The sequence below is a fragment of the Lonsdalea britannica genome (genome assembly GCF_003515985.1).
Taxonomy (GTDB): domain Bacteria; phylum Pseudomonadota; class Gammaproteobacteria; order Enterobacterales; family Enterobacteriaceae; genus Lonsdalea; species Lonsdalea britannica.
In genome coordinates this window covers 939,349-960,256 of sequence record NZ_CP023009.1, presented here as the reverse complement: position 1 = coordinate 960,256, position 20,908 = coordinate 939,349, and the positions used below count along the sequence as shown (strand labels likewise).

The window sequence follows — 20,908 nt, the reverse complement described above, 5'->3', positions numbered from 1 at the left end:
ACGATATACTGCCGCCACCTTTTTGACGACAGACGTTATCTGAATGTTCCATATTGCGCTTTACGAACCGCAAATTGCGCCCAACACCGGCAATATCATCCGGCTGGCGGCGAACAACGGATGCTCTCTGCATCTGATTGAACCGCTGGGCTTCGACTTCGAAGAGAAGAAATTGCGCCTGGCCGGACTGGATTATCACGATCTGGCCGTAGTCCAGCGTCATGCGAATTACGAAGCCTTTCTGGCGTCGGTGCCCGGCTGTCGCATTTTTGCCTGCACGACCAAAGGCAGTCAGCCCTACGATCGCCCCACCTATCAGCCCGGAGACGTGTTGCTGTTCGGTTCGGAAACGGCCGGACTGCCTGACTCCGTGCGTAACGGCATCGCGCCGGAGTATCGCATCCGCATCCCGATGGAGCCGGACTGCCGTAGTCTGAACCTTTCCAACTCGGTGGCGATTATCAGCTACGAAGCCTGGCGCCAGAACGGCTTCGGCGGCAGAAGCTAACGCGTCAACGTAGAACGCTTGGCGGGCGGGGGATTGAGCAGGAAGACAACGGCCCCGCGATAAAACGGCGAGGCAGACAGTCGATGCTGCCAGCGCTCGTCCCAGCGCCCATGTTGCACCAGCCCAAGTCGGAACGGCACTCGCAAGGTTAGCAAGGCCGGAAGGTACTCGGTGTAGCGGTTCACCGTATTGCGCCCCTGATAAGTCTGCACCACCAGTTCGTCCACGATGTCATTTAGCCGGTTGATTTGAGAGATTTCACCGGTTTTCGCCCAGTCAAGTAGCCCGGTCACGCTAAGACGGTAGTCCGACGGCAGACGCTGCCGCAGCTGCTGTAGAAAAGCGACGTAGCCGGAGAGATGATAGCTGGCGGCATCGAAATCAATTTGAATGCCCTCGACTCGATTGCCCAGCGCACGCCAGCGTTGGGCGATGTTGAGGATGCGCGCCAGCTGAGGTTCACCGAAGTCTAGCGTGGTCACCCGGAACGATAGCCACAGATGTTTGACCGTCAGCGTGCTGGCAGGCAGCCCCTGTCGCAGGAATACGACGTCGCCCCGCCGCAGCGCAATCTCTCCCTGATGCAGATACAGCGTATCGGCCTGATGCAGTACCGGCTGGGGCTGCACGGCGGCCCACAGCCAGAAGGCGTTATAGCGGGCGGCGTTGACGGTCGTGGCATCCGCATTGATGCTGGTGAGCAGCAGGCTGGCGATGATAAAACGACGCGCTACCAGTAATATTTGAGCTGCTCGGCCCATTGGCTACCCTTAAACTCGGTTTTGAGCTGTCTGAACCAGGCTTTGCGAGTGGCCTTGCTGATGTCTTGAGAGCCGCAGCTGTTGTAGCCGCTGGGGGAGTAACAGTAGATTGCACGGTAGAGCGCGTAGCTCTTGTCTTCCGGTGGGGCCTTCGGGTTGGCGATCACCTCAATATAGCCGTCCAGCCGATTAAACTCCGGTCCCTGATATTGGGTTTTGGCGTCGGTCAGACCGTTCAGCATGTTGTTTTCCCCCCAGTCGAAACCCACGGTATTGCCGGTACGCAGGAAGAACTCACCCAGGCAGTTGACGGCGCGCGCGTCCTGCGGGTTTTTGTTCAGGCGGACCACCGTTTCTTGCAGGCTTGAGCACTGATAGCCTTCCTCGGTATCGCTGCCGTCCCAGGAGAACGCCGTCAGATCTTCCTCGTCCCAACTCATGTTTTCGGTGCTTTTCAGCGGTGGAATGGCGGCGAGTTTTTCGCTGTCCTTCAGATACCCTGCGTAGTCCCTGTGTGTGATCTCCTTGGTAAGCAGCGTATCCAGCGCAATAGCGCGTTCGGCGGGCGTTTGCTGCGGGCCGGTCTGTTGGCGTAATAGGTTAGCGTCGGCGCTGACTTTAAGGATGGCGGAACGGAAGCGCAGATTTTTGACTGGGCTATTCGCCGCAAACACCTGCTCCGGATGACCGCTATCGACCAGCGTTTGGGCCAGCGCGAGCTGGAGGAACTGCTGTTGGGTGTAGAGGGTGTTCATCGTCAGCAAATGACGCCAGTGCGTTTCGGCTTCCGGCCAACGTTGTAATTGATCCAATGCCAGCCCGCGCAGCGCCTGACTGCTATAGGCGACGGTATCCGTCAGGTCCTGACCAGTGGCGGCGGGGAGGGTGCGGAGCACTGCCTCGTAATCCCGCCGGGAATAGAACTGAAAAGCCCCTTGCAGATAGAGAAACTCGGCGTGCATGCCCGCGCGTTCGAACCCGGAACGCTGCTGTTCAATCTCCTCTTGCGTCAGCGCCGGCAAGTTCATCCAGCCGTCTGAACTGCGCAGCCGTTTGAGGTCTTGCACCAGAGTCAGCAATGGCACGGCATCGGACGAGACGAAATCGCTGTTTTCCAGCAATTTATCGTCAATTTCGTTACTGATATCGAGCAGGGCGGGCACGTTGTCGACTGACGTCAGCGCTTGATTATAGAGGTTGGCTAACGCGATGTGGTCGCCGTTCATCCAGTAGGCGCGGCGATACAGTCCGCGCGCTGAATCGGCATAAAATCCCTGCGGGTACTGCTTCAAGTAACCGTCGATACGTTCGACGGCGCGCTGTCCGGCCGCTTTGTCTGTTTTGCGGATATCAAACATGTCGTATTCATCCAGCGCGTGCTGAGTGGCCTGATTGATCGCAACGCGAATCAGCATATAGCGGGCGGTTTCGGCGACCCAAGGCTGTCCCGCGGTCAGCAACTGCTGAAAGTCGTTATCGGCCTGTTCTAATTCGCCTTTGTAGAAGGCTTGCGCGCTATTCAGGTAGCGGAGGAAGTCACCCGCATGACCGTTGGCGAGCTGTGAATCTTTATCCAGTGCGGCTCGGGTGGCGGGGTAATCCGCCGAGACCAACGCGATACGCCCCTGCGCCAGCAGGATCCGTTGCGCTTCCGTCAGGTCGGCGTCACTGCTCAGGACATCGAAAAAATCGCCCAGCGTGCTGAGGCCATTTGATATTCCTCGCCCTTCCATGTCCTGCGGGGACAGGGTTTTGAGCTTTTCTATCATGGGTGCGGGCAGATGTAGTCGCTCCGCTTTGGGAAGCAGTTCGGCATTTTCTACCTGTATTACCTGAGCGTCAGCAATATCGGAAGAGGGCGATGTCGCCTCGTCGGGCGCTTCGGTGGCGACCAGCCCCATCACTCGGTAGGCCGTAAAAGGATCGGTCCGTGACTGTCCTGGGTCGGGGATTGGCTGCGGGATAGGGAGCGCTATCTTGTTGCGGCTGCTTTGCAGCAACATCAGGTTGGTGCGGGTATCGTTATCCGGCAGCAGGTAGGGAAGCGCGGGCATACCGCATTCAGAATCTGTAAATCCGCATATTCCATCGCCAGAGGCGTGAGCGGAAGAAATCAGTAATGTCGTAACCAAACCAGCCAGTAGGGCCAATCCTTTCATGTCCTTTTCCTGTGGGTGAGGTGTCAGGCGATTTCAGGAACGCTGCCCAGATGACGGCTGGCGCCGAAGACAGCGTTGCAAGTCGCTAATTGTGCGACCCTATGAGGTTCACACTCTACCCGACGTCGGGAAAAACTCAATGCGAAGGGGAAGATCGAGGCGGAAGAGCTGCGCGCTCTTCCGCTTTTTACGAGGGCTGATTAGCGGTGATAAAGCGGCAACCAGATCGTCAACTGCAGGCCGCCGAGAGGGCTGGCGTCGGCCTTGACCCAGCCATGATGCTGCGAGATGGCCGTTTCGACGATCGCCAGTCCGAGGCCGGTTCCGCCGGATTCGCGGTCGCGGGCTTCATCGGTACGGTAGAAAGGACGGAAAATCTGTTCCCTGTCTTCCGGGCTGACGCCGGGCCCGTCATCGCCGACGATAATGGTGACGCCCTGACCGTCGACGGAGAACGAAACCTCGATGTGCGTTCTGGAGTAGCGCAGCGCGTTGCGGACCACGTTCTCCAGCGCGCTGTCGAGCGCTGACGGGTTGCCAAACAGCGGCCATGGGCCGGGCGGCGACAGCACGTTCAGCGTTTTGCCCATCTGCTCCGCTTCAAAGCTGGCGTCGTCCAGCACATCGCTCCATAGTTCATCCGCTTTCAGCGGTTCACGATGCAGTTCGTTTTTGTGTTGATTACGCGACAGCACCAGCAGATCGCCGATCATGCTGTCCAGACGCTGGGTTTCGGTTTCAATGCGGGTCAGTTCGTTGCTTTCGCCCTGCCTGCGGCGCAGCAGCGCGCTCGACAGCTGCAGCCGGGTCAGCGGCGTACGCAGTTCGTGAGAGATGTCCGACAACAAACGCTGCTGCACGGTCACCATGCGCTCCAGCGCGCTCACCATCTGGTTGAAGCTGGCGCCGGTCGCGCGGAATTCGTGCGGGCCGGATTCCAGTTCAGGATGCTGACGCAGGTTGCCTCGCGCGACTTCGTCGGCCGCGATTTTCAGCTTGCGGGCTGGTTTTGCCAAACTCCAGGCCAGCCACAGCAGCAGCGGGCTACTGATGAGCATGGTGACGATGAGCAGCAACAGCGGGCGATCAAACAGCAGGTTGATGAAGTCGGACTGCGGGCTGCTGGCGGGCCGGATCAGGTACAGCAGATAGTTGTCTTCGCTATCCCTGACGGAGAACGGACCCAGCAGCTCGACGCGGCCGTATTTCTTCTTCTGGGGGAAGTCGGCGTTATCGGACTGGCCGATAAAGTTGCGTACGATCTGCATTTCCTGGCGCTGCGAACCGATGACGCGCCCCTCGGTGGTCACCAGCAGCAGGCGTTGGCCCGGCGGCGCCCATTTCTCTATGGCGTGAAACAGCCGACGCCACCAGAGCAGGTCGTTCGCCGGGTCGTGAGCCAGTTCCGCTTCGATATGTTGTTCGAGCATTAATCCCTGACGCTGCTCGCTTTCGAGCAGCGGGGTCAGTTGGCGGGAGTCCAGTTTGGGCAGCATCAGCACCAGCATCAGCACCAGGACCAGCGTCAGCCAGAATATGGCGAAAATACGGGCAGTAAGGCTGTTGATCATGCGGTGGACACCATCAGATAGCCTCGTCCGCGCAAGGTTTTAAACCACGGCAGGCCGTCTTTGCGGTCGGGCAACTTACGTCGCAGATTGGAAATGTGCATGTCGATGGCGCGGTCAAAAGGCGTTAGCCGTTTGCCGAGCACCTCCTGACTCAGGTGTTCTCGGGATACCACCTGACCCAGGCGCTGCGCCAGCAGATACAGCAAGGTAAACTCAGTACCGGTCAAATCCAGCACAGTCTCGTCGAAGCTGGCTTCCTGACGGCCGGGATTCAGACGTAGAGCATCCACTTCCAGCGTCGGTGCGGTTGTCTCGCCCACCTGTTGCTGATCTGTCCAGTTTGACCGGCGTAAGATCGCACGAATACGCGCCACCAGCTCCCGGTCGTTAAACGGTTTCGGCAGATAATCATCGGCGCCCAGTTCCAAACCCAGTACGCGGTCCAGCTCGCTGCCGCGCGCGGTCAGCATAATGACGGGCGTCTGATGGCGTTGACGCAGTTCCTTCAAGGTATCAAGGCCGTTTTTCTTCGGCATCATGACATCCAACAGCAGCAGATCTATTGAATCGTCCAGCGCGCCCAGTGCTTGTTCGCCGTCATAGGCCACCACCACGTTGAACCCTTCCATTTCGAGCAGTTCCTTCAATAAGGAAGTCAGCTCTTTATCATCGTCAACCAACAGGATTTTATTCATGAGTTACCTACCTCCTCGGGCAAAATACGCCATAGATTGCCGCTATTCCATGACTTTACGTAGTTTTACACCGTCTGACGCATGTTTGCAGCGGGGTGTTTAGACTGAACCCATCAATTCGCTGAGCGGTACAACTTACTGAGGAGTTATTGATGCGGCGCACCACCTTATTGTCTCTCGCTTCACTGCTGTTGCTGGGTTCCAGCATCGCTACGGCAGCCGACGCCGGGGGGCTTGGGATGGAAGAACTGACGCAGAATGACTCTGCCACGAAACGCATTCCTAGTCAGCAAAGGATGTTCGATGGCGTGAAGTTGACGGAACAGCAACGCCAACAGATGCGTGATCTGATGCAGGAAGTGCGGCATGACATGCCTCCCTATTCCGCGCAGGACGTAGAAACAATGTATCAATTGGTTATAGCTGAAAAATTCGATGAGGCGGCCGTACGGGCGCAAATCAATAAAATGACGCAGGCGCAGATTGCACGCCAGGTGGAAATGGCCCGGGTGCGTAATCAGATGTACAGCCTGCTGACGCCGGAACAGAAAGAAGTGCTGCGTCGTAAGCATGAGCAGCATATGGAAGTGATTCGCGAGCAAATCTCAGTCGCGAATCAGCAGGAAAAATATTTTAGCGTGCCGAAGTGAGCCTTTGACTGAGGTGTAGGCAGCGCAAAAGCGGAATCCCTGAGCAGTCCCTGTGAGTTGTTGAACGATAGTGAAACGTTGTGTGTGTAGATGATAGACCCTGTTTTCCTTGCCATAGACACCATCCCTGTCTATTTGCCCTCCTTGATGGAGGGCTTTTTTTTGGCTATTTCCGGTAAACACCTTTCAAAACAAAAAGATATAAACCAAATGCAAGCGGTTAGCATGTGGACGGATACAGGCCAAAAACCGGTTTTTTTCCTCAAGTGTGGACACCATGGGGTCACTTTTTACAGCGCGTATCCCGGATATGTGTGAATCGCAGACTCAGTCCTTGCACGACGGCTTTTTTCCTTTGTCAGATTATCAATATCCTATCTGAGAAAGAAAAAATTGTGGGGAAATCACTTCTGGCAAAGAGGGTATTTCGTGGACTCGGTAGGAGCGAACGAAGAGATTATTCGCAGATATGTCAGGTATCAGGACAAGGTAGCGAAAGAGGAAGCGGAAAAACAAATGCAACTGGGGTTGGAATAATAGTGTTTAAGCCCCCTTTTAGGGGGCCGTGTCAAAGCCGCCTTCTATGAAGGCGGATTTTTACTTAAATAGCAAAAAATTAAGTGTAAAAAGGATCTCAAGAATATCTTCAATGAGATTATGCCTTTTCCTTTTTACCATCGGCAATACCTTTGGTACGGCAGGCTCTACACCACATCTGAGAGCCCCCCCTTCAGGTACATTTCTAAAACTAAATAAAGGCTCAATCTCTTGATACGTTGTAGCCATAACAGGATTAAACTTATAGTCATAATCAGAACAATGGCATTGATGGGGTAATGTTATTGTTCTGATCACAGATAATCCCCAGTATTTAACTAAACAACTAATAAGACTATAAAACAAAGTAATACTAAAATAATTATAAACGAAAAGATAACAAATCAGTGGTTATCTTATCTTTTTAAAAATTAAAAGAATCATAATCATACAGATAGGAAAAGCAATAAATGAAGCCCAATAAATTGAATCTATGTGTTCTTGCATCAATTCCACAATAGCATTGTGATATTCAATAGATATATTCTTCTCTGAAGAGTACATGATATCCTTATCAAAGGATATTGCACCGACCCCACCAACCAGCAAATAATAAAATAAAAATGAAAGTGAAATACTGAACCATCGTATAAACGTTTTGCTTTTACTTGTTAACATCATGCATTCCTTCTAATAATCCACCAAAAGTACCTCCAGAATAAGGTGATACTTCTCCGATACTTGAGGAAACTTCAGAGACGCTCCTACCCACAACCATTTCAAGTGTATTTTCACTTATAGGTGTATGGTTATCGATGTTAGGATACTGTTTTTTAAACTCACTGGTCATATCAACAACAAGCATGGATTGCTCTTTGCTTTTCTTCTCTAAATACCTTCGCAGTGATACAGGTATTGCAAAATCTTCTTCATACTTGATATACAGCTGAGAGTTAGTTGTATACCCATTTTTAAAGACTTGTGATCCAGCGATCTTTACGCCTTTTGTTGCATGGGTTGTACAGTTCACGCCAGTGACATCGTATTGATCAATAGTGTGTCCATTTCTTTTAGTACTGTCCTTCATAAATGGAGTCTCTTTTGCTTTTACTCCTGAATGCCACAATTTTTCAAAGTACATTCTTGTAATCACCGGATCTGCGTCTGTAATTATGAACGCTTTGGCTTCCATCTTGTATAATTCTTCTCGATAATATTTTCTCGCATCTTCAAATTGCAAAAAATTAAGAATACCATCACCGACAACTCCGGCAATACCAGACCGTCTACCGAATCGGCCATAAGTGAAAACAGAAGCATTATTACCCTCATGAACAGAGACAAAAGCGTGTCCTGTCCCCTTAATTTCTGTCCAGATAAAGACACCGTTCTCTAATGGGTTATTTTCTTTTTTGCACTGTTGTATCTGATCGACCCATTCTCCTTTTGCGGGGGTGAGGTAAATGGGGTCATCTTTGAGGTACGTTACGGGTTCTGGCTTAATATTTTCCCGGGGATTCTGCCATAGGCCTAACCCGCGGCCATATTGCATAAATTTATTGTGCTCCACTAAATCCGCTCCATGTGGTTTTTGCGTCCATAAATATGTTATTAATGAATAGGTTACCATAACGCTTGTTACGCGCAACGCTTCAGCCGCCCCCAAAGTGTTTCGATGCCCTGGAATCGCTTTGTCGCATAGTTATGCATCCGAATTCCCGGCAAATGTTTTACTACACGAACATTCGCTGTGGCGCTGCGGGTTCTCTTTCCCTCTCTTCTCCCTCCTTCACCTAAACCGCGCCTTAATCACAGGCCATGTTTACCGCATTTCGCGCGGAATTACCGCTAGGGTACATCACGTATTATTTTGCGCTACGAAGTAGATGGTGTGGCGTAGCCTTGTCTGAGCGATGATGCTATTCCGGCGGTCAGATTGGTCGGCGGAAACGATGCATCATCAAGAAGCATAAACGGAGAGTTAAGATGGCGTGTCTGCTAGGGCTGGCGCTTGTTGTGTTGGCATTACATCACACCGTCGCTGGGGTGTTGCTGGCATTCACGTTACTTTGTGCCTGGTTGCAGGGCGTTATCACACTGCCTGCCGTGGGGACGCTCTGCGTGGCGATGTTGATAGGATATTGGCTGCATCGCTATCGGGACAGAACGTGGATTGCGGTCGGCGGCGAAGGGCTTTTAGTTCTGCTTTGTGTACTGCTGTTTTTGCATCTGGTGCCCGGTTTTCACAACCCCAAAGTGCTTGAGCATGTTGTGGCGGGTCCGCACAGTGCCCCTTTTTCGCTCTCTTACAATCTTGATAAGGCTATCGCGCCCTTCCTGCTGTGGATGGCGATCCCCGGTCTGTTTTACAAGGCGACGTCTGTCTCAAGGCCGTGTTGGCAGTGGGGGCTACTGATGCTGACGATGCCGGCCCTGTTGCTGCTGGCCGTCGCCCTCGGTGGCTTACGATTCGAGTGGCATTGGCCTGTATGGCTGGGCCAGTTTGTGTTGGCCAATCTTCTTTTCGTTTCTCTGGCGGAAGAAGCGCTGTTTCGCGGTTATTTGCAAAGACGCCTGACGGAATGTGCCGGCCCTCTCCCCGCGCTGATCGTGACCGCGACGTTATTTGGTCTGGCGCACTTTCAGGCTGGGCCGCTGATGATGATTTTCGCCGGGCTGGCAGGACTGATCTACGGGGCAGCCTGGTGGTGGAGTGGTCGGCTGTGGGTCTCGACGGCGTTTCATTTCGCGTTGAACCTCATCCATTTGCTGTGCTTTACCTATCCCTTTTTTGTGCGCTGACGCCCTTGGGCGTCTTAATCCGAGAGATGTTTCTGTAGCAGTGAGAGCAGGTTATCGGGGTAAACCGTATCGTCTGTCAGGGCCAGTTCAGCAAAAGACCACCATGCGTACTGGCTTATGACGCGTTTTTCGTTGTCGCTCCAGCCGCTGGCGTCGATCTCTGCGTGGTCGACGCGGACAATAAAGAAGTGTTCTTCGGCGATGACCTCTTCACCGTTATCCAACCTCATAGAGAATGTCTGCGTGGCGATACAGGGGGAGAGTGATGCCGTCGCGAATCCAGTTTCTTCCCAAAGTTCCCGTCGCGCCGCTTCTTCAACGCTTTCTCCGCTTTCAACGGCACCGCCGGGAGTGGCCCAATAAATTTGCCCCGCCAGAGCATCCCCGTGATGGGAGAACTGAAACAGCAGAACGCGTTGCGCCGGGTCGATGACCAAAAGTCGGGAAGCGGGACGGTGTCTCATGGGAGGAAGCCTTAATTACAGCGTAGAGTGATAGCGCGATTGTCTGCTGAAGTCGGCGATCTGTCTACGGCGCTCAGCGCGGGCGACACCGGTCGGCGGCAGGGTGTCTGTGCGCTGTCACGTTATTGTCGGGTGGCTGTCGTGTTGCATAGAGCGTGCGGGGTATACGCTCATCGGCGTGTTTTACCATCATGGGAAAGAGAGATGAATCCGATAAAATCGTTACGGCTCAACCGGGCCTGGTCGCAGGAGCAGCTGGCTGAGCTGTCTTCATTGAGCGTCAGGACAATACAGCGCATAGAAAATGGCGAACGCGCGAGTCTGGAAACCCTCGGTGCGATTGCCGCCGCTTTTGAGGTCAAGGTGTCGGCGTTGATGGAAAATGGCGCGACGCCGCAGAGGGCGGGTGAACCGCTGGAGCAGCGTATTCAAGACGCCCGGCATCAGGTGCGTGAAGAAAGCCGCTTCTGGCGTGGGGTGATGTTGTTCATCGTGGTTAATCTGGCGCTATTTGTCATCAATCGACTCGCCGCTCCCCAAAGCCACTGGTTTCTCTGGCCGCTGCTGATCTGGGGCGGGATTCTGGCGCTGAGAGCGATAAAACTGTTCCTGCTGCGTGGGCGGCTGGCGCGATGGGAACAAGCACGACTGCAAAAAATATTGCGGCGTTAGAGCCTGTTTCCAAAGACACGTTAACTGCCAAAAGCGCCTGTTCGGATCCCATCAGCCCGATCCGCTATACTTAACGTCTTGTTTTCATGGGAGGTGGGTATGGATTCACGCTACGGGCGCCTGGTGACGACAGCCGCTATTCTGGCGACCGCAACGGCGCTGTCGCTTTTTGCTCTGAAGGTTTTTGCGTGGTGGTATACCGGGTCGGTCAGTTTGCTGGCGTCTTTGGTCGATTCGTTGGTGGATATTGCCGCCTCATTAATCAACCTGCTGGTGGTGCGCTATTCATTGCAGCCGGCGGATTCCGAGCATACTTTCGGTCACGGCAAGGCCGAGTCACTCGCCGCGTTGGCTCAGAGCATGTTTATCTCTGGCTCGGCGTTGTTTCTGCTGCTGACCGGTTTCCAGCACTTGATTTCTCCCCAAGAACTGAAGGATCCGGCCGTCGGGATGTGGGTAACGATAGTCGCGCTGATCGTGACGGGGTTCTTGGTCGCATTCCAGCGCTGGGTGGTGGCCCGTACCCACAGTCAGGCGGTGCGCGCAGATATGCTGCACTATCAATCCGACGTGATGATGAACGGTGCGATTCTGGTCGCGTTGGGGCTCAGCTGGAAAGGCGTGACCTGGGCGGATGCCGTTTTCGCGCTCGGGATTGGCGCATATATTTTGTACAGCGCTTTACGGATGGCGTACGATGCCATTCAAGCCCTATTAGATAGAGCGCTGCCGGATGAAGAACGGCAGGAAATTACCGATATCGTTGCCGCGTGGCCGGGCATCAGCGGCGCTCATCAGCTGAGAACGCGAAGAGCGGGTCCCACCCGGTTTATCCAGCTGCATTTAGAAATGGAAGATACCCTACCGCTGGTGGAATCTCATCAGATTGCGGACGATTTGGAGAAAGCATTGCTGCAACGCTTTCCTGATGCCGATATCATTATTCACCAGGACCCAATATCGGCTGTTCCCGACGCCCAGCGCGGGTGGTGGAACATTTGATTCAACAGAGAATTATCACGTAGGCGTTATATTTTTGTAAATATGTGATACTCCACAGGGAAATTATTGGTCTTTAAGCCTGACTTGAATCAATTCAGCCGAGGGTATTTGTTATAAAATGCGTACAAGAAGGTGAGAGGTTTGCGTTGTCGGTGTTGAATGCCGCAAACTTCGCGCACGATATCAAAAATCTGCGAATTAACATCTACAAATCCAGAGGTTGTCATGATTAAGAAAATCGGAGTACTCACAAGCGGTGGCGATGCGCCAGGCATGAACGCAGCTATCCGCGGTGTGGTGCGCGCTGCATTAACGGAAGGACTGGAAGTTTATGGAATTTATGATGGCTATCTGGGTTTGTATGAAGATCGCATGGCGCAGCTTGACCGTTATAGCGTGTCAGATGTCATCAACCGCGGCGGTACATTCCTAGGCTCTGCCCGTTTCCCTGAATTCCGTGAAGAATCCGTGCGTCAGGTCTGCGTAGAAAACATGAAAAAACGCGGTCTGGATGCGCTGGTGGTGATCGGCGGCGACGGCTCCTACATGGGCGCCAAACGTCTGACCGAAATGGGCTTCCCTTGTATCGGTCTGCCGGGCACTATCGATAACGATGTGGCAGGTACGGACTACACCATCGGTTACTTCACCGCGCTCGACACGGTCGTTGAAGCGATTGACCGCCTGCGCGACACGTCTTCTTCTCACCAGCGTATTTCCATTGTTGAAGTTATGGGCCGTCACTGCGGCGACCTGACGCTGGCGGCAGCTATCGCTGGCGGCTGCGAGTTCATCGTGGTGCCGGAAGTCGACTTCAAAAAAGAAGATCTGGTCGCTGAAATCAAAGGCGGGATTGCCAAAGGGAAAAAACACGCTATCGTTGCCATCACCGAACTGATGTGCGATGTGGGCGAGCTGGCCAGCTACATCCAGCAGGAAACCGGGCGTGAAACGCGCGCCACCGTGCTGGGCCATATTCAGCGCGGCGGTTCTCCGGTCGCTTACGACCGCATTCTGGCTTCCCGCATGGGCGCCTACTCCATTGAACTGCTGCTGCAGGGATACGGCGGTCGTTGCGTGGGGATCCAGAATGAAAAAATGGTTCACCATGATATTATCGACGCAATTGAGAACATGAAACGTCCGTTCAAGGGCGACTGGCTGGAAACGGCGAAAAAACTGTTCTGATTGAGTGTTGGCCCGTTGTGGCAGGGTGTATAAAATCCCGTCCCTTAGGGGGCGGGATTTCTTTTGGCTGTCATCCGCAGGCACAGGGTGATAGGTTGACCTAAACTTTTATTTGGCGCTGATTGAATTAGCCTTTTCCGGCGGTTCAGCAAGAGCATAAACGCAGAAATTATCGAGGTTTCGCATGACAAAAGTGACTGTTGCCGCCACGCAGATGGCCTGCACTTGGGATCTGCCCAAAAATATCGAAAACGCGGAAAAACTGGTACGGCAGGCGCACGCGAAGGGTGCGCAAATCATCCTGATCCAGGAGCTGTTTGCCGCGCCTTATTTCTGCATCGACCAGAATCCTGAACACTACGCGCTGGCGCAGAGCCTCGATAACAGTCCGTTAATCAAACATTTCTCCGCACTGGCCGCCGAGTTGGAAGTGGTGTTGCCGCTGAGTTTCTTCGAGCGTGCCAATAACGCCTACTACAATTCGCTGGTGATGATCGATGCGGACGGCAGCGTGCTGGACGTTTATCGTAAAACGCACATCCCCAACGGCCCGGCCTATCAGGAAAAGCAGTTCTTCATTCCTGGCGATACCGGCTTCAAAGTGTGGCAGACCCGCTACGCCAAGGTGGGCGTGGGCATCTGCTGGGATCAGTGGTTCCCGGAAACCGCCCGCAGTCTGGCGCTGATGGGCGCAGAGATCATTTTCTACCCGACGGCCATCGGCTCCGAACCGGCTTTCCCAGACTGGGACAGCCAGCCGCACTGGACGCGTGTACAACAGGGGCACGCCGCCGCCAACCTGGTGCCGGTGGTGGTCTCCAACCGTATCGGCACGGAAGCCAGCAAGTATATCGACGGGCTGGAAATGACGTTCTACGGCTCTTCTTTCATCGCCGATCAGACCGGCGCGCTGGTGCAGCAGGCCACCCGTACCGACGAAGCGGTGCTGGTGCACAGTTTCGATCTGCAGGACATCGCGCAGATGCGTGCAACCTGGGGGCTGTTCCGCGACCGTCGCCCGGAAATGTATGATGTTATCGGGACTTCCGACGGCAAAACCTGGAGATAAATCATGTCACAGCTGACCACCCCGTTTCAGGACGGTTTCGCCATGCCCGCAGAGTGGGCTCCGCAGGAAGCGGTCTGGATGCTGTGGCCGTATCGCCGCGACAACTGGCGATCTGTCGGGGAGTTGATCCCCGCGCAGCAGACTTTCTCTACCGTTGCGGCGACGATTGCCCAGACGACCCCGGTTATCATGGGGGTCCCGGCGGCAGAGATGGCGCATGCTCGGAGTATCATGCCGGCCAGCGTCACGCTGGTTGAGATTGAGAGTGACGACGCCTGGATGCGCGACACCGGGCCGACGATCGTGTTGAATCCCGCGGGTAAACGCGGCGGCGTCGACTGGCAGTTCAACGCCTGGGGCGGAGAGCTGGGTGGTTTGTATGCGGACTGGCGTCGCGATGAAGAGGTCGCGCAGCAGGTTCTGGCCTACCACCACGATGCTCGTTATGTCGCTCCGCTAGTGTTGGAAGGCGGCTCTATCCATACCGACGGCGAAGGTACACTACTGACGACGGCGGAATGCCTGCTGAATCCCAACCGCAATCCGCATCTGGATAAGGCGCAGATTGAGCAACTGTTGACGGACTATCTGGGCGTATCCGCCTTTATCTGGCTGGAGTCCGGCGTTTACAACGACGAGACGGATGGGCACATCGACAACATGTGCTGCTTCGTGCGTCCCGGCGAGGTGGCGTTGCACTGGACCGAAGATGAAAACGATCCTCAGTATGCGCGGTCTATGGCGGCATATCAGGTGCTCTCCAAGGCGCGAGATGCCCACGGTCGACATCTGAAAATCTGGAAACTGCCCGCGCCGGGTCCGCTGTATATGACGCAGGCGGAAGCGGAAGGCGTTGATGTCGATGGGCAAGCGATTGAACGTATCGCAGGTTCTCGTCTGGCGGGCTCCTACGTCAACTTCCTGATCAGCAATCGTCAGGTGATTTATCCGTTGCTGGATAAACGTACGGACCGTCAGGCTCATGCGCTATTGCAGCAGATGTTCCCCGATTATCTGATCAGCGGCGTCCCTGCGCGTGAAATATTGCTGGGTGGAGGAAATATCCACTGCATCACCCAGCAGATCCCCTCAGCACGCGCGGAATAATCTGCCCATAAAAAAACGGCTCCTCGAAAGGAGCCGTTTTTCACAGCGAATAAAACCGTGGGCGTTACGCGCCTTTGGCTTCTGCTGCGGCTTTCACGATCACGGCGAAAGCGTCTGCTTTCAGTGATGCGCCGCCAACCAGCGCGCCGTCGATATCCGGCTGAGTGAAGAGTTCAGCTGCGTTAGACGCGTTAACGGAACCACCGTACTGGATGATGACCTGTTCTGCTACCGCAGCATCCTGTTTAGCGATGTGGCTACGGATGAATTTGTGGATAGCCTGTGCCTGCGCCGGAGTGGCGGATTTGCCAGTACCGATAGCCCAGATAGGTTCGTAGGCGATGACAGCATTTTCAAACGCTTTGGCGCCCAGCGTGTTCAGAACGGCATCCAGCTGACGAGCACAAACGCTTTCAGTCTGACCCGCTTCGTTTTCTGCTTCAGTTTCACCGATGCACAGGACCGGAGTCAGACCGGCTTCTTTCAGTACGCCGAATTTTTTAGCAACGAATTCGTCGCTTTCTTTGTGATAGGTGCGGCGTTCTGAGTGACCGATGATGATGTATTTAGCGCCGATGTCTTTCAGCATGTCGGCAGAAGTTTCGCCGGTGAATGCGCCGGAAAGGTTTACATCAACGTTCTGCGCGCCCAGGGCAATACGGCTGCCAGACAGTTCGTGCTTAGCCTGACCCAGGTAAACAGCCGGTGGAGCGATAGCTACGTCACAGCCCGCAACTGCGGTCAGTTCATTGCGCAGACCCGCAATCAGTTCGTGAACCATGTGGGTGCTACCGTTCAACTTCCAGTTGCCCATGACTAAGGGATGTCGCATCTTTTTTCCTCCAGACGGATAGCAAGTTAATCAATACGTCACTGCCGCTCGGCAGTGTAACCTGACGACAGTATAAAGATGAAAAGACCTCGTGGCTCTGTTTTTCGTGCCTAATAGCGGCTTTGATCAATATTCTGCCAGCGTGAGCTTAATCGGTTCAACTGCGAACGTTAGCCCTTTTTCGCCCCCATCTGCCACCACATAACGCAGCGCCCCCTCCTCCTGCTGGAAGAAGGGATGCCCTTTGCCTTGCGTCAGCAGGGTATCGACTTTTTTCAGGCTTTGTTCGCGCGTCAGGGAGGGGACGAACACCCGCAGCAGCGCGGCCATATACTCCTGCGCCTGTTTGCGTCGGCCCGCCTCATCAGGATCTTTCGAGCCCGGCAGTAAGGTGATTTGCAGCGTTTTGATCTTGCCCGTGCCTTTCTCAAGTGCGGTAGAGGAGTAGAGCATATCGCTAATCTTGCTGGCGGCGCGGGTCAGCATAGGTGAATCTTCGTTGGTCTCTACGACCCGATATTCCCCAATCGGCAGCGTTGGATTGCTGAGATTATAGCGAGTGCGAAACTGGACGATGGTCATGTCGAACGTTGGCGAGCCGGCCAGCAGATAGGGCGCAGCAGGACCTTTGTGCTGAAACAGCGCATCTGCCCTGACGGCGCTGGCCTGATGTATTCCGGCGGTGAGCAAGCAAAGGATAAGTAGAGATTTTTTCATAGCGTGTTCGTTAATATCGTCGCAGTAGCCGTTATGCCGTAAAGCGGCCTTGTGATTAAAGCGGTATTAGTTAGGGATTGTCAAAATTCGCGTAAAAAATACGAGAGAAACTGTTCATTAAGGTAAACTCGTCGCCAGAAAACAGCTATCGGAATAGGCTTGAGATGACAGTGCAACAGTGGTGTTTTTCTTTTCGTGGCCGTCTTGGGCGGCGCGAATTCTGGCTGTGGATGGTGACCTGGGTGGTGCTGACGGTTGCGCTCTTCGCAGTGGCGGGGCAGAACTGGTTGCCGACTCAGACTGCCGCCTTCGCGCTGGTGGCGCTGATGTGGCCTACCTCTGCCGTACTGATAAAACGGCTGCACGATCGCAACAAGAGTGGGTGGTGGGCATTGCTGCTCGTGTTGGCGTGGCTATTGGGCAGCGGCAATTGGTATATGCTGCCCTCGCTGGGACAGTGGGGGCTGGGGCGCTTCCTGCCCTCGTTGATCGGTATCATGATGTTGCTGGACTGCGGCTATTTTGCCGGGACGTCGGGCGCAAACCGTTTTGGTCCAGAGCCGGAGCCGCTGCGGCTCCGCTCCTGAGATTTACCAGTAGTTTTCGCCGGTAATGTTGCCGGGCCGACGGCGCAAATGTTTCGTCATCTGGCGCTCATCTTTCAGCAGTTGCTGAGTATCTCGCACCATCTGTGGATTGCCGCACACCATGACATGACTGGTGGCGGCATCCATCGGCAGACCGACCGCCGCTTCCAGCGCGCCGCTTGCGATCAGCGCCGGAACGCGTCCGGTGAGTGAGCCAACCGATTCTTCACGACTGACGACCGTTTGGATATGCAGCTTGCCGTTGTAGCGCTGTTGCAGCTGTTGCATGTGCGGCAGATAGCTGAGATCGCGGGCAAAGCGCGCCGCATGGACTAAAACGATGTTCTTGAAGCGTTCTACGTCGCGGCCTTCTTCCAGAATGGAGAGATAAGGACCGATGGCTGTGCCGGTCGCCAGCATCCATAGTGTGTCGCAGGGCGGCACTTCTTCCAGCACGAAGAAGCCAGCGGCTTCCTGCGTGATAAGCAGTTCGTCGTTCTCTTTAAGCTGATGCAGACGGGGGCTGAGTTTGCCTTCCGGCACATCCACCAAATAGAACTCCAGCGTATCGTTGCTGGGTGCATTCACGTACGAGTAAGCGCGTTGAACTCGCTCGCCGTCCACATCCAGCGCCAGCTTGGCGTACTGCCCGGCGGTGAATGTATTGACCGGTGCGCGTACCCGGAGGCTGAACAGACTTTCCGTCCAGTTTTCTACCTCAACCACCTTTCCCGTTAGCCATACTGCCATAGTTCGAATACTCCTGTTGCAGCCTGCCGCGAGCGGCACGATATCCCGATCTGAAAATAAATAAACATGGCTGTGCATGGTTTTTTTCAGATGCAGAGCCGATGTGCGTCGGCCCCTAAGATACGCGATCTTTTAACAGCTGTGAAACAGTGTGAGTTTAGGTTTCATAACAGAAATTCATGTAGCGCCTGATCTTTACGATCGAGGTAGTGGGTAGACCGGATCCGGCGAATGGTGCGGGATTTACCTCGGATCAACAGTGTTTCCGTGGTGGCCATGTTGCCGCTGCGGGCAATGCCTTCCAGCAGATCGCCTTTAGTGATACCGGTAGCGGAGAAGATGACGTTGTCATTGCGAGCCATATCGCCGAGTGCCAGCACGTTGCCGGCTTCGATACCCATTTCGCGGCAGCGCGCCAGTTCCTGCTCGCCGATACGGCGATTTTCTTCGTTGTCGCCTTTCACTTCGTGGCGAGCGAGCAGGCGGCCCTGCATATCGCCGTCCAGTGCCCGGATCACGGCGGCAGAGATAACGCCTTCGGGTGCCCCGCCGATGCCGTACAACACGTCAACTTCGCTGTCTGGCATACAGGTGAGGATAGAGGCGGCGACATCGCCGTCCGGGATCGCGAAGACTTTGACGCCCAGGCGCTGCATGTCGGCAATGATGGCGTCATGTCGGGGCTTGGCCAGCGTGGTGACCGTCAGCTCATGCAGCGGTTTGTTCAGCTGTTTGGCGATCGCGCGCAGATTGTCTTCCAGCGGACGGTTCAGATCGATCGCGCCTTTGGCCTGAGGGCCGACGATCAGTTTTTCCATGTACATGTCCGGCGCGTGCAGAAAAGCGCCTTTCTCCGCCACCGCCAATACGGCGAGCGCGTTAGCCTGACCCATGGCGGTCATACGGGTGCCCTCAATCGGGTCGACGGCGATATCCACTGCATCGCCCTGACCGGTTCCTACCGCTTCGCCGATGTACAGCATGGGGGCTTCGTCGATTTCACCTTCGCCAATGACGATCTGACCGTCAATGTCGACCTGATTCAGCATAATGCGCATGGCTTGAACCGCCGCGTTGTCCGCCGCGTTTTTGTCGCCGCGCCCCAGCCATTTGTAACCGGCCAGCGCCGCTGCTTCGGTGACGCGGGAAAACTCGATGGCTAATTCACGTTTCATGGATATCTGTCCGTTATCTCTGGCAAGAATAAGTGCGGCAATATTATCACAGGGGTCGGAATGGGAGATAAAGCGGCGGGGAGAAAATGGGCGCGGCAGATGCGCCCGATCAAAGTTGTGGGGGATTTAAGCGACGAGCGATTTAATCGTCATGGTCTTCCCACGCGCGTACGCGCGCCACGGCTTTCTGCCAGCCGCGATAGCGATAATTACGCTCCACGGTTTCAATGCCGGGACGAAACTCCCGCTCGATAGCGGTCTTGCTTTTGACCTCATCCAGATCGCTCCAGAATCCGGTCGCCAGACCGGCCAGGAAAGCGGCCCCCAGCGCGGTGACTTCGCGAATGACAGGACGTTCGACGCGCGTGCCCAGAATGTCGGACTGGAACTGCATCAGGAAGTTATTGGCGACCGCGCCGCCGTCGACTCGCAGCGAGTGCAGATGAGTCCCCGCATCCGCCTGCATCGCGTCCAGCACATCTCGCGTTTGATAGGCGATGGACTCCAGCGTCGCGCGGATGATGTGGTTGGCGTTTACGCCGCGCGTCAGTCCGAAGATGGCGCCGCGCGCGTAGGGATCCCAGTAAGGCGCGCCCAGTCCTGTGAACGCGGGAACAACGTAAACGCCGTTGGTGTCGTTCACTTTGCCAGCGAAGTACTCGGAGTCCGTTGCGTCGCCAATCAGTTTCAGCTCATCGCGCAGCCACTGTATGGATGCGCCGCCCATGAATACGGCGCCTTCGAGCGCATAATTGACTTCGCCGCGCGCGCCGCAGGCGATGGTGGTCAGCAGGCCGTGTTCAGATTTCACCGCTTCCGTACCGGTATTCATCAACAGGAAGCAGCCGGTGCCGTAGGTATTTTTCGCCATACCGGGGCTGACGCACAACTGACCATACAGCGCCGCCTGCTGGTCGCCGGCGATGCCTGCGATGGGAATACGCGTGCCGCCTTTCCCCCGATATTGGTTTTCCCATAAATCTCGGACGACGAATGAACGCTCGGCAACATGGCGCGAGGGATATCCAGCGCATCGAGCAGCCGGTCGTCCCAGTCCAGCGTGTGGATGTTGAACATCATGGTGCGCGAGGCGTTGGTGTAGTCCGTGACGTGTACGCGTCCCTGCGTCATTTTCCAGATAAGCCAAGTGTCGACGGTGCCGAACAACAGTTCGCCCCGTTGCGCTCTTTCGCGAGAGCCTTCCACGTGGTCCAGAATCCATTTCACCTTCGTGCCGGAAAAGTAAGGGTCGATCACCAGACCGGTGAGGTCGCGGATCGTCTCTTCCAGACCCGCTTTTTTCAGCTGTTCGCAGATCTCGGCGGAGCGGCGGCACTGCCACACAATGGCGTTGTAAATCGGTTTTCCGGTGTCCTTTTCCCAAACGATGGCGGTTTCCCGCTGGTTGGTAATACCGATGCCCGCGACTTCATCCGTACTGATCCCGACCTTGGCGAGCGCCTCGACCAGCGTGGCGCTCTGCGACGCCCAGATCTCCATCGGATCGTGTTCCACCCAGCCAGCCTTCGGGTAAATTTGTGCGAATTCGCGCTGGGAAACGCTGACGATATTGGCATCGTGGTCCAGCACTACGGCACGGGAGCTGGTGGTTCCCTGGTCAAGGGCAACAATATATTTCTTTTCCTGAGTCATAGAAGTGGT

The 20,908-nt window shown here is 55.0% G+C and carries 19 protein-coding genes and 2 pseudogenes; 10 read left to right on the top strand and 11 right to left on the bottom strand.

All coding sequences use genetic code 11. The annotated features are described in order from the left end of the window. The first annotated feature begins 43 nt into the window (after positions 1 to 43). Complete coding sequence (locus tag CKQ53_RS04580) at positions 44 to 508, top strand: tRNA (cytidine(34)-2'-O)-methyltransferase (protein WP_094118706.1); 465 nt, start codon at positions 44 to 46, stop codon at positions 506 to 508. Here CKQ53_RS04580 and CKQ53_RS04575 read toward each other — a convergent pair. The 4 genes from CKQ53_RS04575 to cpxR all read right to left on the bottom strand — a co-directional run bounded on the left by CKQ53_RS04575 (position 505) and on the right by cpxR (position 5,694). Further along, a complete protein-coding gene (locus tag CKQ53_RS04575) occupies positions 505 to 1,269 on the bottom strand; it encodes a DUF3142 domain-containing protein (protein ID WP_094118707.1) in 765 nt (254 codons plus the stop codon). The two genes, CKQ53_RS04580 and CKQ53_RS04575, sit on opposite strands and share 4 nt — an antisense overlap. After that, positions 1,239 to 3,428, bottom strand: a complete 2,190-nt coding sequence (locus CKQ53_RS04570) for a PA5441 family protein (RefSeq protein ID WP_094118708.1) — start codon at positions 3,426 to 3,428, stop codon at positions 1,239 to 1,241. Before CKQ53_RS04570 ends, CKQ53_RS04575 begins: the two co-directional genes overlap by 31 nt. A gap of 200 nt (positions 3,429 to 3,628) precedes the next feature. Then, on the bottom strand, positions 3,629 to 4,999 hold the full coding sequence (gene cpxA / locus CKQ53_RS04565; RefSeq protein WP_085653660.1) for an envelope stress sensor histidine kinase CpxA: 1,371 nt from the start codon (positions 4,997 to 4,999) through the stop codon (positions 3,629 to 3,631). Continuing rightward, on the bottom strand, positions 4,996 to 5,694 hold the full coding sequence (gene cpxR, locus CKQ53_RS04560) for an envelope stress response regulator transcription factor CpxR (protein WP_085653661.1): 699 nt from the start codon (positions 5,692 to 5,694) through the stop codon (positions 4,996 to 4,998). The genes cpxA and cpxR overlap by 4 nt, the downstream gene beginning before the upstream one ends. A gap of 152 nt (positions 5,695 to 5,846) precedes the next feature. On the opposite strand from cpxR, the gene cpxP reads away from it, so the two are divergent. Both cpxP and CKQ53_RS04545 read left to right on the top strand, forming a co-directional pair. Further along, positions 5,847 to 6,344, top strand: coding sequence for a cell-envelope stress modulator CpxP (cpxP, locus tag CKQ53_RS04555; protein ID WP_085653662.1), 498 nt, complete (start codon positions 5,847 to 5,849; stop codon positions 6,342 to 6,344). A gap of 375 nt (positions 6,345 to 6,719) precedes the next feature. Then, a pseudogene (locus CKQ53_RS04545) lies at positions 6,720 to 6,881 on the top strand (transposase); the annotation flags it as partial. Positions 6,882 to 7,545: 664 nt separating this feature from the next. Here CKQ53_RS04545 and CKQ53_RS04535 read toward each other — a convergent pair. Continuing rightward, positions 7,546 to 8,451, bottom strand: coding sequence for a hypothetical protein (locus CKQ53_RS04535; protein WP_094118711.1), 906 nt, complete (start codon positions 8,449 to 8,451; stop codon positions 7,546 to 7,548). Positions 8,452 to 8,867: 416 nt separating this feature from the next. On the opposite strand from CKQ53_RS04535, the gene CKQ53_RS04530 reads away from it, so the two are divergent. Further along, on the top strand, positions 8,868 to 9,683 hold the full coding sequence (locus CKQ53_RS04530) for a CPBP family intramembrane glutamic endopeptidase (protein WP_118894702.1): 816 nt from the start codon (positions 8,868 to 8,870) through the stop codon (positions 9,681 to 9,683). Positions 9,684 to 9,697: 14 nt separating this feature from the next. Here the strand turns inward: CKQ53_RS04530 and CKQ53_RS04525 are convergent, their stop codons facing one another. Further along, positions 9,698 to 10,147, bottom strand: coding sequence for an NUDIX hydrolase (locus CKQ53_RS04525; RefSeq protein WP_094118712.1), 450 nt, complete (start codon positions 10,145 to 10,147; stop codon positions 9,698 to 9,700). Between the two features lie 204 nt (positions 10,148 to 10,351). On the opposite strand from CKQ53_RS04525, the gene CKQ53_RS04520 reads away from it, so the two are divergent. The 5 genes from CKQ53_RS04520 (at position 10,352) to aguA (ending at position 15,185) form a co-directional block, all read left to right on the top strand. Then, positions 10,352 to 10,819: a 2TM domain-containing protein gene (locus CKQ53_RS04520; protein ID WP_094118713.1), complete on the top strand. Its 468-nt coding sequence runs from the start codon at positions 10,352 to 10,354 to the stop codon at positions 10,817 to 10,819. A 99-nt stretch (positions 10,820 to 10,918) separates the two neighbouring features. After that, on the top strand, positions 10,919 to 11,821 hold the full coding sequence (gene fieF, locus CKQ53_RS04515; protein ID WP_094118714.1) for a CDF family cation-efflux transporter FieF: 903 nt from the start codon (positions 10,919 to 10,921) through the stop codon (positions 11,819 to 11,821). A gap of 225 nt (positions 11,822 to 12,046) precedes the next feature. Then, positions 12,047 to 13,009 carry a 6-phosphofructokinase gene (gene pfkA, locus CKQ53_RS04510; protein ID WP_118894700.1) on the top strand — a complete coding sequence of 321 codons (963 nt, stop codon included), beginning with the start codon at positions 12,047 to 12,049 and terminating at the stop codon, positions 13,007 to 13,009. 184 nt (positions 13,010 to 13,193) lie between these two features. Then, the gene (gene aguB, locus CKQ53_RS04505; RefSeq protein ID WP_118894698.1) at positions 13,194 to 14,078 is read left to right on the top strand and encodes an N-carbamoylputrescine amidase; all 885 of its coding nucleotides are present in this window, start codon (positions 13,194 to 13,196) and stop codon (positions 14,076 to 14,078) included. A gap of 3 nt (positions 14,079 to 14,081) precedes the next feature. Further along, on the top strand, positions 14,082 to 15,185 hold the full coding sequence (gene aguA, locus CKQ53_RS04500) for an agmatine deiminase (protein ID WP_118894696.1): 1,104 nt from the start codon (positions 14,082 to 14,084) through the stop codon (positions 15,183 to 15,185). 64 nt (positions 15,186 to 15,249) lie between these two features. Here the strand turns inward: aguA and tpiA are convergent, their stop codons facing one another. Next, positions 15,250 to 16,017 (bottom strand): triose-phosphate isomerase, encoded by a 768-nt coding sequence (gene tpiA / locus CKQ53_RS04495; protein WP_026740879.1) that lies wholly within the window; start codon positions 16,015 to 16,017, stop codon positions 15,250 to 15,252. Positions 16,018 to 16,143: 126 nt separating this feature from the next. Beyond that, on the bottom strand, positions 16,144 to 16,734 hold the full coding sequence (locus CKQ53_RS04490) for a DUF1454 family protein (protein ID WP_094118715.1): 591 nt from the start codon (positions 16,732 to 16,734) through the stop codon (positions 16,144 to 16,146). Between the two features lie 164 nt (positions 16,735 to 16,898). Here CKQ53_RS04490 and CKQ53_RS04485 point away from each other — a divergent pair, with 164 nt between their 5' ends. Further along, on the top strand, positions 16,899 to 17,321 hold the full coding sequence (locus CKQ53_RS04485; protein WP_094118716.1) for a DUF805 domain-containing protein: 423 nt from the start codon (positions 16,899 to 16,901) through the stop codon (positions 17,319 to 17,321). Between the two features lie 3 nt (positions 17,322 to 17,324). Here CKQ53_RS04485 and fpr read toward each other — a convergent pair whose 3' ends face one another. The 3 genes and pseudogenes from fpr to glpK all read right to left on the bottom strand — a co-directional run bounded on the left by fpr (position 17,325) and on the right by glpK (position 20,899). Further along, entirely contained in the window at positions 17,325 to 18,071 is a 747-nt protein-coding gene (fpr, locus tag CKQ53_RS04480; RefSeq protein WP_094118717.1) for a ferredoxin--NADP(+) reductase, read from the bottom strand. Positions 18,072 to 18,235: 164 nt separating this feature from the next. Continuing rightward, complete coding sequence (gene glpX / locus CKQ53_RS04475) at positions 18,236 to 19,246, bottom strand: class II fructose-bisphosphatase (RefSeq protein WP_085651739.1); 1,011 nt, start codon at positions 19,244 to 19,246, stop codon at positions 18,236 to 18,238. Between the two features lie 142 nt (positions 19,247 to 19,388). Beyond that, a pseudogene (glpK, locus tag CKQ53_RS04470) lies at positions 19,389 to 20,899 on the bottom strand (glycerol kinase GlpK). Between the last annotated feature and the right edge of the window lie 9 nt (positions 20,900 to 20,908).

What these genes read in the sequence shown, in the direction of transcription:
- CKQ53_RS04580 (WP_094118706.1), top strand. Translation starts at nt 44, where the DNA reads ATGTTCCATATTGCGCTTTACGAACCGCAAATTGCGCCCAACACCGGC.
- CKQ53_RS04575 (WP_094118707.1), bottom strand. Translation starts at nt 1,269, where the DNA reads ATGGGCCGAGCAGCTCAAATATTACTGGTAGCGCGTCGTTTTATCATC.
- CKQ53_RS04570 (WP_094118708.1), bottom strand. Translation starts at nt 3,428, where the DNA reads ATGAAAGGATTGGCCCTACTGGCTGGTTTGGTTACGACATTACTGATT.
- cpxA (WP_085653660.1), bottom strand. Translation starts at nt 4,999, where the DNA reads ATGATCAACAGCCTTACTGCCCGTATTTTCGCCATATTCTGGCTGACG.
- cpxR (WP_085653661.1), bottom strand. Translation starts at nt 5,694, where the DNA reads ATGAATAAAATCCTGTTGGTTGACGATGATAAAGAGCTGACTTCCTTA.
- cpxP (WP_085653662.1), top strand. Translation starts at nt 5,847, where the DNA reads ATGCGGCGCACCACCTTATTGTCTCTCGCTTCACTGCTGTTGCTGGGT.
- CKQ53_RS04530 (WP_118894702.1), top strand. Translation starts at nt 8,868, where the DNA reads ATGGCGTGTCTGCTAGGGCTGGCGCTTGTTGTGTTGGCATTACATCAC.
- CKQ53_RS04525 (WP_094118712.1), bottom strand. Translation starts at nt 10,147, where the DNA reads ATGAGACACCGTCCCGCTTCCCGACTTTTGGTCATCGACCCGGCGCAA.
- CKQ53_RS04520 (WP_094118713.1), top strand. Translation starts at nt 10,352, where the DNA reads ATGAATCCGATAAAATCGTTACGGCTCAACCGGGCCTGGTCGCAGGAG.
- fieF (WP_094118714.1), top strand. Translation starts at nt 10,919, where the DNA reads ATGGATTCACGCTACGGGCGCCTGGTGACGACAGCCGCTATTCTGGCG.
- pfkA (WP_118894700.1), top strand. Translation starts at nt 12,047, where the DNA reads ATGATTAAGAAAATCGGAGTACTCACAAGCGGTGGCGATGCGCCAGGC.
- aguB (WP_118894698.1), top strand. Translation starts at nt 13,194, where the DNA reads ATGACAAAAGTGACTGTTGCCGCCACGCAGATGGCCTGCACTTGGGAT.
- aguA (WP_118894696.1), top strand. Translation starts at nt 14,082, where the DNA reads ATGTCACAGCTGACCACCCCGTTTCAGGACGGTTTCGCCATGCCCGCA.
- tpiA (WP_026740879.1), bottom strand. Translation starts at nt 16,017, where the DNA reads ATGCGACATCCCTTAGTCATGGGCAACTGGAAGTTGAACGGTAGCACC.
- CKQ53_RS04490 (WP_094118715.1), bottom strand. Translation starts at nt 16,734, where the DNA reads ATGAAAAAATCTCTACTTATCCTTTGCTTGCTCACCGCCGGAATACAT.
- CKQ53_RS04485 (WP_094118716.1), top strand. Translation starts at nt 16,899, where the DNA reads ATGACAGTGCAACAGTGGTGTTTTTCTTTTCGTGGCCGTCTTGGGCGG.
- fpr (WP_094118717.1), bottom strand. Translation starts at nt 18,071, where the DNA reads ATGGCAGTATGGCTAACGGGAAAGGTGGTTGAGGTAGAAAACTGGACG.
- glpX (WP_085651739.1), bottom strand. Translation starts at nt 19,246, where the DNA reads ATGAAACGTGAATTAGCCATCGAGTTTTCCCGCGTCACCGAAGCAGCG.